Source organism: Amycolatopsis orientalis DSM 40040 = KCTC 9412 (assembly GCF_000478275.1).
Lineage (GTDB): Bacteria > Actinomycetota > Actinomycetes > Mycobacteriales > Pseudonocardiaceae > Amycolatopsis > Amycolatopsis orientalis.
In genome coordinates, this window is sequence record NZ_ASJB01000030.1 from 20381 (window position 1) to 32769 (window position 12389).

Annotated in this window: 10 protein-coding genes; 5 read left to right on the forward strand and 5 right to left on the reverse strand. The window is 63.4% G+C overall.

Annotation, left to right across the window (positions count from 1 at the left end):
* Positions 1-104 precede the first annotated feature (104 nt).
* From L324_RS08655 to L324_RS08665, 3 genes are all read left to right on the forward strand, one after another.
* Entirely contained in the window at positions 105-485 is a 381-nt protein-coding gene (locus L324_RS08655; RefSeq protein ID WP_037305554.1) for a helix-turn-helix domain-containing protein, read from the forward strand.
* Positions 486-629: 144 nt separating this feature from the next.
* Entirely contained in the window at positions 630-2186 is a 1557-nt protein-coding gene (locus L324_RS08660; protein WP_037305555.1) for a hypothetical protein, read from the forward strand.
* Positions 2168-2533 (forward strand): signal peptidase I, encoded by a 366-nt coding sequence (locus L324_RS08665; protein ID WP_438938444.1) that lies wholly within the window; start codon positions 2168-2170, stop codon positions 2531-2533. Before L324_RS08660 ends, L324_RS08665 begins: the two co-directional genes overlap by 19 nt.
* On the opposite strand, the gene L324_RS08670 is transcribed toward L324_RS08665, so the two are convergent.
* A complete protein-coding gene (locus L324_RS08670) occupies positions 2522-3994 on the reverse strand; it encodes a helix-turn-helix transcriptional regulator (RefSeq protein ID WP_081736242.1) in 1473 nt (490 codons plus the stop codon). The genes L324_RS08665 and L324_RS08670 overlap by 12 nt on opposite strands.
* A 190-nt stretch (positions 3995-4184) precedes the next feature.
* Positions 4185-4316 (reverse strand): hypothetical protein, encoded by a 132-nt coding sequence (locus tag L324_RS43860; protein WP_268871895.1) that lies wholly within the window; start codon positions 4314-4316, stop codon positions 4185-4187.
* 515 nt (positions 4317-4831) lie between these two features.
* Here L324_RS43860 and L324_RS41445 point away from each other — a divergent pair.
* Both L324_RS41445 and L324_RS08675 read left to right on the forward strand, forming a co-directional pair.
* Positions 4832-5182 (forward strand): transcriptional regulator, encoded by a 351-nt coding sequence (locus L324_RS41445; RefSeq protein WP_081736256.1) that lies wholly within the window; start codon positions 4832-4834, stop codon positions 5180-5182.
* A gap of 54 nt (positions 5183-5236) precedes the next feature.
* Complete coding sequence (locus L324_RS08675; protein WP_152546735.1) at positions 5237-6295, forward strand: helix-turn-helix domain-containing protein; 1059 nt, start codon at positions 5237-5239, stop codon at positions 6293-6295.
* On the opposite strand, the gene L324_RS08680 is transcribed toward L324_RS08675, so the two are convergent.
* From L324_RS08680 to L324_RS40830, 3 genes are all read right to left on the reverse strand, one after another.
* A complete protein-coding gene (locus tag L324_RS08680) occupies positions 6281-6829 on the reverse strand; it encodes an NUDIX hydrolase (protein WP_037305560.1) in 549 nt (182 codons plus the stop codon). The two genes, L324_RS08675 and L324_RS08680, sit on opposite strands and share 15 nt — an antisense overlap.
* An 85-nt stretch (positions 6830-6914) precedes the next feature.
* Positions 6915-10916: a DUF8371 domain-containing protein gene (locus tag L324_RS43515; protein ID WP_235783455.1), complete on the reverse strand. Its 4002-nt coding sequence runs from the start codon at positions 10914-10916 to the stop codon at positions 6915-6917.
* 195 nt (positions 10917-11111) lie between these two features.
* Positions 11112-12371, reverse strand: a complete 1260-nt coding sequence (locus L324_RS40830) for a hypothetical protein (protein ID WP_499698306.1) — start codon at positions 12369-12371, stop codon at positions 11112-11114.
* Positions 12372-12389: the final 18 nt, after the last annotated feature.

Below are 12389 nucleotides of genomic sequence, written 5' to 3' on the forward strand. Positions count from 1 at the left end.
GAAAGACGCGTTCGTCCGACGCGCCGCTGCTAATGCGCTAGGCGACGCGATAAAAGCTCGATGAGCCGCTAATCTCAGCGCCGAGGCGGAGCGCGGAGGGATACGTGTCGGAAGACTGGGCGGCAGTCGCGAAGGCGATCAACATGCGCGTCAGCGAACTCGGCTGGCGGCAGCGCGAGCTTGCTGAGCGGTCGCATGTGTCGCAGGCGATCGTGCGCGAGTTGCAGCACCACACCGTGGAGCGTCGCCGGAGCGCCCGCACGCTCGAAGCCCTGTCGACGACGTTGGGCTGGCACCCACAGCATCTGTTGGCAGTTCTGCAAAATCGCACTCCGCCGCACCCGGACGAGCCGGCCGACGATGGGCATGACCTCTGGCCCAGACTGGACGCACTCGAACAGCGACTGGCTGAGCTCACTGAGCGTCTCGAAGACGTTCAGTCGAACCTCGCGATCGTGGTCGAGCATGTCCGCTCGAAGCGTTGAGGGCGGGCGATTCGGGCTGGTGATCCAGGTGATTTCCATACCTAGAATTCAAGGCCGAATCGGCGCAAGATCCCATGCACAACCAGTGCGGAAGCACTGCACAATCACTGCATATCCGCTGCATATCGGCTTTTCGGTGCACCGATGAGCCGAGCCAACGAATGGACCGGTCGATCAGCGTCGGCACTTCAAGCCGCACTGAGATTGAGCAATGAGCGGTTCGCCGAGAAGCTGGGCGTCGCCGCACGCACCGTGGCGTCATGGCGCAAGAAGCCGGACCTGGTCCAGCAGTCCGAGATGCAACAGGTGCTCGACACCGCGTTTGAGCAAGCGTCGGAGGCGGAGCGTGCGCGCTTCGCCGAGCTGGTCGGCGAGGCGCCCGCCGCTCAGGCGGTATCGGGCATCACCGAGGACGAGCGGCTTACAACTGATCCACACATCGGGGCAGCTCTCGAATGGCTCGACCGCTCAGCCCGCTGGTCTCCCGGCACAGCTCGCCACGCGGTCGCTGCGCGCGTCGCCGACGTGACCGTCCAAGACCTCCACAACCGCGGAACCCGACGGAGTTGGGTGAGCCAGCGGGAGGTCGTCGACGCTCTTCGCCAGTACTACGGGCATCAAATCGAGAATCACGGTCTGTACGGCGGGCGAATCGGCGCTGACACTGTGAACACCAGCGTCCTGACCTGCGTCGATTGGCTGGATGTGGCCTGCGAGCTGCGGCCAGAGCAAGAGCGGTTCACGGCGACGAGTACCCGGCCGGACGCGAGCCTCGAGCTCGATGAACGCGCGGCGAGTCTCGCCGTTCAGCGCCTGGCGGAGACGCTGGCCATGAACACCCGGCTCGTGAACAGTCCGATCTACCGCCTGCTCGGCACGGACATCCGCAAACACCAGCTCGGCGGCTCGTTCGGCGTCACTCACTTCGCGCACTACGCGCTGACGATGGACCTGCTCGAAGGCGAACTCATGGACGCCATCGCGGCCGGCTCATCGTCTATGCCACTTCGCGACCGACACCTACCTGATCTTCGATCGGTGCTCGAAGTCGCCAACCGGCTTTGCGCGGGAGGCGTACTCGCACTCACCGCCATCGCGCGCCCGGCTGATCCGTACCGGGGCGATGCCGATTACCTGCTGCTCGTCCAGGAACGTTCAGGCCATGTTCTGAACGCCGCGCGACGGCTCGCAGTGATCCCGAAGGGCTTCCACCAGCCACTGACCGACGTCCGCCGGGACGCTCAGGTGGGCGCGACGCTCCGGCGAGAGCTGGAAGAGGAGCTGTTCGGACGCCCGGACATCGACAACACGCTCGGGGAGATGTTGACAGCGGATCCCATGCACCCGGCACGCCACTCCGAACCGATGCGCTGGCTGACCGAGCAACCAGGGCGGCTGCGGATGGAGTCGACAGGTTTCGGCCTGAACCTGGTCAGCGGAAACTACGAATTCGCCAGCCTGATCGTCATCGATGACGAAGAGTTCTGGCAACGCTACGGCGGCATGGTCGAAGCGAACTGGGAATCAGCGACACTTCGCCAGTATTCAACGACCGATACAGATCTCGTCACCGAGCTACTGAGTGATGTAGCGTGGAGCAATGAGGGACTCTTCGCGATGCTGCAAGGTCTAAGGCGCCTGGCGGAAATCGGAGGAGAACGCGTGAAGTTGCCGCCGATCGAATGGGAGCTCAGCAAGTGAGCGACGGCTGGACCGCCGGAAACGCCAACGAAGACGCAGCTGACACCCGCAGCTGGTTGGTCGGGCACTTCATCGACCCGTCCCAGGGCGTACGGTCGTCGAAAGACGTAGAAGTCAAGTGGGCCAACCATCCTGCTGGTGACAAGCGGCCAGAGTGGACGTCCGATGATCAGCGGACCACCCTCGTGCTGCTCATCTCCGGCGAGTTCCGCATCGATGTCACCGGCGGCGGCAAGACCATGACCCGGCAAGGCGACTACGTCATGTGGGGGCCAGGAGTCGACCATTCATGGGAAGCAATTGCGGACTCGGTTGTCATGACCGTGCGCTGGCCCTCAGCGACATAGTTCAACGCTCGGAACTGTCAGCCGATCGCCGCCAATTTCGGCGAGCCGACGCAACCCCTGGAGCAGCGAGAACAAACCTTCATTGCTCCACGATTCATCGGCAATCAGTCCGCCGATCAAATCGCCGTCGAGCGTCGAATACGAGCGCAACTCAGCCGACTCCCAATTTGCCTCGACCTCGCCGCCGAAGCGAGACCAGAACTCTTCGTCGTCGATGACGACCAAGCTGGCGAACTCGTAGTTCCCGCTGACGAGGTTGAGACCGAACCCGGTGCACTCCATCCGTAGCCGCCCCGGCTGCTCGGTCAGCCACTTCATCGGCGCGGACAACCTGCGCGGATGCATCGGATCGGCTGCTCTCTGGCTGCCTGCGGTGTTGTCGACGTCGACTCGTCCGAACAGCTCGTTCTCCAGTGCACGCCGCAAGGTCGCTCCGATCCGAGCATCCGCGCGCAGATCCGTCGATGGCCGGTGGAACGCCTTTGGGATCACGGCCAAGCTGCCGGCCGCATTCAGCACGTTCCTGGACCGCTCCTGGATGAGCAGCAGGTAGTCGCGACCACCGCGATACGGATCCGCGGGCCGAGCGATCGCGGTCAGGGCAAGCACACCGCCCGCGCACAGCCGACCAACCAGGTCGAGCACCGTCGCGACGTCCGGCAAGTACTTGTCTCGCAAGGGCACGTAGCCGGGACGTAAGACCTTCTCCACCGCCAGGGTCTCGAACATTTCGCGCTCAAGCAGGTCCAACGTCAAGGCGTACTCAACGAAGGGCACGACGTCCAAGCTGCCCGATAGAGTGCCACCGCCCACATCGAGCTCCGTCAGACGATAGATCGGCACGTCAGCCAGCCGAACGCCGCCTTCAGCCGCTTCCGCGAGCCTTCCAACGGCCGCTTTCTCGTTGATGCCGCAAGAGGGGCTCTCAAGGCCAGGCCGCAGAAGCAGCTGGTCGTTCTCCGGCGTCAGCTGGCAGCTCAGATCCAGCCACTCTGACCGACTCAGAATGCTGGTCCGGACGCCTTTCCCTCCGTAACGCGCCTGGTAGAGCGCGTAGTCGGCAGGCATTTCGCCGTAATAGCTCGCCAACGCGTCGGCAGCTTGGCTCCGATCGACCTGTGGTCCGCGACGCCAATCTGGCGACACACGTGCCCCTACCCGTTCACGCGTAGTGCCAGGGTTCCAACCCACACGACGATCCAGCCAGCTGAACGCAGGTTCAAGCTCGTGCGGCAGATCAGCCGCCGGCGAGCCCTCGATCAGCACGCGCAACTCGTCCTGGGAACGCCTCAGCACTCTCGCCAGCTTCGGCCGCTGAAACGGCAGTGGCGCGAAGTCGCCCGCCTCCCAGCGGATGACCGTCCGGCGATCGACGCCCATGATCTCGGCGAGTTTCTCCTGGCTCAGCCCCGCAGTCTTACGAGCTGAAACCAGCCCATCGCGTCGTCGGACGCCGACCATCGTTCACCTCGCGCTGCTTGACTTGCAACTCAGCATACCAACCATATATGCAGGTGATGACGAAGTATGCCACCGTCCTGTCACTAAACTCCGACACTTCCGCCCTGGTCTCTCTCCGTTGATCCAACTTTGATGATTTCAACACAACGGGACGGACTCAGGAGCGGGCAAGATGAGCGGAACAAGCAGGTCACGGCGTCCCCGCTTTTACGTTCGCTGGTACCGCTGCACAGGCGACAGCCTCGATCACGCCGTCACCGATGAAGCGTTCGCCCAGGGGCTTGAACTCCAAGAGGGCCGTTACCTGGCGGTCTGCGGTCATGTCGTCCTCATCGGCTCGTGCCTCGCACCGCCTGGACCTCCTTGCGTCGCGTGCGCGGCGCTGCTCCGAATCCTCAACCGCCCCGCCAACCCCACGGCTGAGCCCGGACGACACCGGAAGGCTCACCGCTGGTGCCGTCTCTTCGGCCGCGATCAGACTCCGGCCGGCCCGCAGTCGCGCCCACGTCAACGCGCGCGTGCTACCCCCGAGCAGGACGGCCGGACCATTACGTCGATGGACGCGGGGCGGCACCGCGCTCGCCGTTCACAATGTGCAGCAGGGTGCCTGACGACGGAACAGCTGATCATCGCGTCGCGGCCCGGCCCCGCGGTTGTGTCCCGATATGCCGCGCACCAGCTCCCTCTCGGTGGTGTCGCACCGCAGAGCCCAGCCACGTACCGCGGCGACCCCTTCGCCCCTGGCGCACTTGAGCTGCCGAAAAGCCCAGTCGGATCGTCTCCAGCGCTCCGCCTCTGCTGGCCTGACTCTGCCGCACCGGCGAAAGGCGAGCAGTGATGCCGCCAGCACGCCCTGCAGTTCTGTCCTCCCACCGCGACCTCGACCCGCTTCTCCTCTTGCCGGTCCGACTGTTCGTGATGTGTCTTCTCGCGGACCTGCACTGGTACGAAGACGCGGTTCTGGCGAACGCTCTGCGTGTCAAGCCGCCCGTTGTCGCTCTCCACGTCGAGCGCCTCGCCGCAGCTGGCTACGTGTCCATCCGGGTCGCTGGTCGCCGCACCAAGCTGCGCCTTACCCCTCTTGGGCTCGACCGACTGACCGGACACGTAACGGCCCTTCAGGAGGTCGCCGGCACAGCCGCGCAACTCGTCACTACCCGACGCGGCGCTCCTCGTTCGCCGACGTGACGGCTGATCGCTGTCTCTCGAATCCGCCCTTCCCATGGCCAGTTCACTGTCGACGTGACGGGCGCGAAGCAAGCCGACACAGCCGTCACACACGATATTTCCGCAGGTAGGCCGCTATCTCTTGCCGTCACAGCACCTGTGACGGCCCATGCCCTCGCGGGACGGCCCGCCTCCCTCAACGACCTTGAGCAGGAACCGGTGAAAGCGAAGAAGACACCGCAGCTGTCTACCGCAAAACAGAGGGAGCTCGGCGCCGAGCTCCGGCGAATCCGCATGCGCGCCGGCTACCTCGCAACCGACATGAGCCGCATGCTCGGCTGGCCCGCCTCCACCATCTCGCGGCTCGAAAGTGGCCTTCGCAGCTACCAAGCCGGCGACATCGCCATCTACCTGGCCCGAGCGAAAGCCACCCCACAGGAACTCGACGACCTGGTAGCCCTAGACCGCCATCCCGACGACGGCTACCAGGTCAGAAGCCACCCCACAGGCTTCCCCGACGACCTTCCACTCATCACCGTGCTCGACACCGGCAGCCAATCCATCACGACCTACGACCGCGTAGACATCCCGCGGCAACTCCAGATCGAACCGTACGTCCGCGAAGCACTCACCAGGAACGGGCATGGAGACGGCCCCGCTCTCGATATAGCAGTGCGTACGCGACTCGCCAGCCAGGCAGCATCCCTCCGGATCCCTGGTCCGTTCACCTTCTACCTGCACGAAACCACGCTGCTCGCACGCCCTGAAGAACCCTCCGTCAAGCACGAGCAAGTACTGCACCTGTTGATCACGTCGTCGTTACCTCGTCACCACATCCACCTCGTGCCCGATCACTTCGCTCTGTCCAGCCTCCATACAGGTTTCGCCCTGTATCTACATGACCAGCACCTTCCACTCGTTCATCACCAACAGCCCACAACCAGCCTGTTTCTCGAGAACGATGATGATGTCGCCTTCTATGAAGGTCAGCTTGAACGCATCGCCCGCGAGGCCCTGACTCGCCAACAAACCCGCGACTGGCTCATGCGTCACCTGGCCGAGCTCGAGCTAGAACTTGATCATCGGCATCGCGAGCCGGGCATCTCTCGTTCAGATCGCCTACCTCGGTCGTGAGTTGAGGTAATAGAGCAGGGGCACCAACGTGCCCGATCCGAGCAACTTCTGCTGCTGTACAAGTCGATTCACCTGCGACAACGGCACCCACTCCACCCGACCGACCTCTTCCGCGTCAGTGGGCTCGCCAATGTGCTCGGCTTTGCGCCAAAGGTACACATCCACCGGCGCCGTGACCTGGCCCGGCAATGGCTCGAAGCTGACCAGATGCTCCGGTTCACCGATCGGCCGCCAGCCGGACTCCTCAACAGCTTCCCGCACGGCCGTCCCGACAGAGTCGTCGCCAGCCTCGACCATTCCACCCAACAGTTCATAGCCCCATTGCCTCGTCGCGAACCGGTAGCGCCACAACATCAAGGCCTCGTCCTGGTCGTTCACGATCAACGCGATAGCTATCCGAGCGAGATGCACCACGTGGTGATCCCAGCGTTCACCGTTCGGCGCTTCGACGTCGGTCAACCCGACCTGGACCCACCGGTTGTCGTAGACCAGCCTCTCACCGAACGTCTTCCACGACCCACGATCGTCAGCCATGCCGGGAGCTTAATCTGGGTGGCGGCTCGGCTATCCACTGAACCGCCAATACCAGCTAGCTACCAAAGAGAGTCACAATCTGAGTTCATGTATTTTCTGGGCGGCTGATATCGAGGATGTACGGCGCGATTTGGAACCCTGCTTCGGTGGCGTGCTGCACTTGTTCGTTGAGCTTCCGCTTCAATGCTGCGACGTCCGCTGCTTTGGTCCGCGACCAGCCATCCGGGCGCTGAGATGGGGCGATCCAGTAGACGAGGTAGATTCCGTGCCGTCGACCTTTTGGGACAAGGTATCGGTTGATCAGCTGGTTTTGCATCGCCGTTTCGAGTTCTCTGTTGTCGATGCGTTTGGCCTCCACGAGGACTCTGGCCGTCTCATTGCCAGTGGTCTTGGTGGTTGCGGTGAGGTCGATGCGAGTGCCGATGCCGGGACGGTCACGTCGCACCTGAACCTCGCGGTCGATGACCAAGTCGTTGAGACGTTCTCCGAGCCGGCGCTCGAGCCAGTCTGATATATCGTCCTCGGTTTGCGGCTTGCCGTCGTCCCAGATCTCACGCCAGGCGCTGCCGAGGTATCCCTGAAGTTCGTCGAGTTGCTGCAGCAGAAGATGCTGGAGGTCGGCGTCATCACGCACCAGTCTGGCGTCGCCGCGGCTTAACAAGCGAAGCAACGCGCGAGGTGGGGTCGTCCCGAGCGATAGATCGGCTTGTCTAGCTCTGGCGATCCGGTAATGGTAGGCCAGCGCGTTCTTGTCGGCGTCTGAGCGGCCGTAGCTCAGCGCCGCAAGCTCCTCGCTACGACCGTCCAGCGCCATTCGTTCGAGAATGTGCCGCCGAACATCACGAGCCTGATGGTGCGAAGTGTGTCTGAAGCCGGATTCGAAGGGCGGATCCGTGGCGTAGGGGTGACTGTCGAGCAGTAGCCGGGCCGCGATCACCAGACGGTCCGGGTCGAGCAGGGTGACGTTAAGGAATAGGGCTGCCTCCGCCAGTTCTTCAGGCGAGGCCGTGGCTGCGGCGAGTGCATCGATGACCGAATCGGGATCCAGCTTCGCCATGTGGGTCCGAGCTCGCTGGGCGAGCGGTGAATCGGAGTCGATGAGCCGTCGGCACGTGTCCAGGGCAATCTCCGGTGAACCGTGTCTCACCAGCAGGGTGAGCAGTTCCTCAGCAAGACCGGTCCCGGTGAGTGCGGCGAGTAGGCGTTTGGCGATTCCCGCCGAAAGTTCCATCGCCAGGTGCACGTACACCGCATGCGGTGTCAGAGAGGCATCGGTCCCGGAGAGTGCGTCCAGGTGCTGGAGCGCGGCGTCGATCAGGTGCGGCCGCACGTCGGCGGGTACGGCGTCGAGCGCACGGTGACGAGGCTTGATGGCGTCGTCGCCGCCGAATACGGGAGTGGCGACGATCGACGCCGCCCAGCGCGCCCATACGTCATCGGGAAGCCGATCGAGCACGGTCGGGAAATGCTCGGCCAGCGTCATGATCAAGTATATCCCTGACCAGTCCGGCAACGTCAGCTCGGGGTTCCAGGACGTTGCCGTCCACCAGGCCTGGGCCGTTGGCTGATGGGTCTGCAGGTAGAGAAAGCCTCCCGTGATGACGAGCTGTTTCTCGTCGGAGCTGAGCTGAGCCCAGCCAGGTCGTTGGGTGATGTCCGCGGCCGTGCCCTCGTGGATGTCTTTGTCAGCCAGCAGCCACGGGATACGCCACCATGATTCGGGTCCCGTATCGAGCCCTGCCAGCACGATACGGAGTTCGTGTTGTACTCGCTGTTGTCGGGAAGTCAGCTGTTGCCGGTACTCGTGTTCTTCCGCGGCGATACGACGCTGCCGCAGCACTGACTCGTCATCGACCGCTACTCCAGTGCGCAGATAGATCGTGGTCTGGTACCCAGGGTGCCCGGGCGGCAGTCCGAGAACGCGGTCAGCGACGGCGGCGGACGGGCTGTGCAGCAACTGGGGCAAGCAGTTCGCCAACGGGCCAGCGGCCTGCGGCGGGACGGAAGGCAGCATGTCAAGAAGCCAGCTAGCGTCCTTGCTAGTTAGCAGCCCTAGAGTCAAGACCGCGTACCACGTCTCATCACAGGCGCTTGCGACGTTTATAGCTATCGCCCTGCGAAGCTCCGACTCCCCATCGACCCACGGAATCCGCTCGGGTCGGAATCGTGGCTCATGCCAGCGGCCAGAACGGACCAGAGCCACGAGCAGCTTGGCCAGACCAGTCCGAACTGCTCCGTCATGAGCGTGTCGCCATGCCTGCTCGATCACGCCTGCATAGAGGCGTTCGAACTGGTCATCATGGCCATCGGTCCGACGCGTATATTCGGCCAGCCAAATGACAAACGCTGCTAGGTCATGGCCGGGAATTCGGCCAGGCAACGCCTCCAGAGTCTGGCGGTACCCGCCATACAGTATTGACCTGTGCGGTCTGAGCGCTCGGGTGAGCTCGTCAATGGTCAGCAATCGGGGGTAGAGGGCATCGATAACCGCGGCGCGGACTTCGTTGTCCGGATCTGGGTCGCCCTCAGTCGGCACCATGAGGAGTTCACGGAGGGCGAGCAGTTTCGGGTCGTCGCCAAGTTCGGCGACGGCAGCAACGGCCGCGCGGCGAGCGTAGTCGAACCAGCTTGTTTCCAGTGCAATCTGAGCCATAGCAGGTGCCATCACACGAAGGCCGCCCGCGGCGGCCAGGCGGGCGATCCACCACAACTGCAACGAGTTCGCCGGACCGTCCGCGAGGTATTCAGTCAGCTGTTCGGTCAATCCTGCGTGCAGTAGCCCCGTACGATCAAGCCGCCAGTCAGGCTTCGCATCATCCCGAGCCGCGGCCTCAAGCAGACCCTTCACAAGCGCCGCGCGCGCTTCGTCGGACGGTAGCTCGACCACCGCCGCGCTAGAGGCGAACGTCGCTGCGTTGTCGGTGAACAATTGAACGACCAGGTCTGGAGCCAGCGCGGCCAGCCAGGACGCGACGCCAATCCTCGCGGTCGGAAGCAAGCCGTTGGCATGCACTCCGAGCAGCGCCGGAATCTGAGCGACCTTGATCCCTCGCTCGACAAGGTAGGTAGCAGCCAGGTACTCGAGATAGCGTTGATGCCGGAACACCACCGATCCGGCCGGTCCTGAATCGAACAGCGCCGTGTCGAGCACTTCACGGTAGTCGGCGGGTTCGATCGTCCGTACTGGCTGGTCCGGCTCCGCATCTGATGGCAGTTCGTCGACCGGAAGCGTCGCGGGGTTCCCCACTGGTCCGACGGTGAGCGCCTGGGTGCCCGCGAACATCGTGAAGGCACCCAATCGCCGGGCTATCCTCACTGCCCGGTCCAGCGGCAGCGATGGCTTCCTTCGTGAGTCAGTTTCACGAAGCAGGTACTCGATCTCGAAACTCATCGCGTCTGCCGCTCGCTGCGGTAACTCACCTCGCGTGGTCCAATACCGCGCCACTGCGACGAGCTGACCGATACAGCCGGACAGTCGTCCTAGCCTGGCCTCGATCAGAGCTTCCATGAACCGGGCGGTGTCGAAGTCCGGCGAGCCGATCGCGCACTCGACCGCTTTCTCCGCGCTGTCGCGGTCCAATGGGGCCAGCTTCCACACTGTGAACGCGGGCAAAGTTCGGAATAGCGCCTGTCCCAGGGCCGCGTCCCACGCGGCGGCACGGCAGGCGAGCCGCCAGCGCATACCGCGACGTGCAGGCGCGGTCACATACTGCTCCAGCCACGGAAGGAAGCGCGTTTCGACGGACGCCGCCTGGTCCAAGCCGTCTAAGTAAACCGCAGATTCGTTAAAGCACGCACCATCCAACTCCCGCTCGAGGGCGTCGATTGTGAGTGCGGCGGCGTCGATCCGGCGCCCATCCGACTCTGCTTTGGCCAGTTCGGTGAACGTGACGGTCTTACCCGCACCACCAGCAGCCAACAGCGCGAAACTCGCCTCTCCGACCGGCAACTCGGTCACCGGTACCGGCTGCACCGTGTCACTGGAACTCCACTCAGGGTCCGACGGCGTCAGAAGGAAACCGTCCTCATTGAGCAAGACAGCCTTCTCCACCGGCACCGCGAACCGGCACAACCCATCAAGAGCCACAGATCTCATTCTACGAGAATCGACCACACGTAGTAGGTAGGCGTCCCTCGTCAGCGACGAGCAGACCTGGCGAAGTTCAAGGCTGCGATCTCAGCAGCCAAGTCGGTTGAATCTCGTAAGGCGGACGTCTATTCAGGAGACTGTGTGATCAATAGCCACGTTTCTAGCGCGTGGCGGGCCTGGGCCGCGGAACCTCTACAGGCGTTCGTTCGGCGCGAACACGTTCGCTCGGTGCCAGGCGAAGTAGGGTTCCGAGTGGGTGCTGTGAGCTTTGCAGTGTCGGCTATGCAGGTGCAGGAGGCGAGTTCGAAGGTGGCTTTCGGACAGGTCGGCCGCTGGCCGTACTTGCACGAGGCCTTGCTGATCGACAGTCACCCACCCCGATTCGTACAGCATGTCGCAGCCGAAGGTGCAAGCCAGCATCGCTATGTTGGTCAGGTCGCGGCGCTCTTGGTCCGTACAGACCGCGCGCTTCTTGATGTGCGCGGCAACGAGGAAGTTAATCGGGTAGCGGTCACCGCAGAGCGCGCACTCGGCGACTGTCGCCCCTCCCGCCAGGAGCTTGCGTAGCTTCCTCTGTTCTGTACGGACTTTGACGCTAGTGACCGCGTCAAGCTCACCGAAGTGGAGATCGCCTGCCACGTCATCACCGGTCGGCTCGCGAAGGACCACTTCCGCGGGTGAGCCGACGAACTGCGCCCCGGGAAGCGTCGCCAGCACTGCGCCCACAAACGCGCTCCGGTGTCCCAGCTCGTCAACCGTCACCTGCACGGATCCGCGCTCGGCCAACTTGTCCAAGCCCTTCTGAACCTCGCTGATATCGACTGGACGACCATCAGGAGAGCGTTCAGTCCGGACACGCACGACGTTCCCGTGTACCTCAAGCACGGTATTCGGACGACCGGTCGCGGTCTGAATCTCGATCCCGGTTAGAGCATCGAGCAACTCAGTCGCAGTAGGCAGTTCCCTCGACGCAGCCAGTTGATCAACCGGCTCATTGTACGGAGTGGAAAGGTCTGCGGCGAGCTTTGCCGCGTCTTCGAGGCGATACCCTGGCACGTCGAGCCGAAGCCGGATGCGCTTACGGTTATTGCCTTCCTTCCGCGCCCCCGCTGGCAGGCCTACGCGTCCCTGCGCACTGGTGATCTCAAGCCTCAACTGCTCAACGTCGGTCACATCAGAGAGCCTTAACGGCCCTTTGACCAGGGTCCGCTCATCCTCGGACAACCTCGAAACCCTCGCAGAGGCAACCAGCGCTGACAGCAGGACTGCTTCCCGGTCACGCAGGCGCTGCAGCAGCAACCTCAGCACAGGAACGTACTGGTCGTTGCGTGGACGAGCCGCTCCAGCCGTCCTCCCGCCAGCACTCTCCAACACGAGGCTCAAGCGGCCTTCGTCGACCTCAACATTGAAGTCCGCGTTCAGTTCCACACCACGAGCATCACGAAGTCGCACGAGACTAGCCTTGCACGA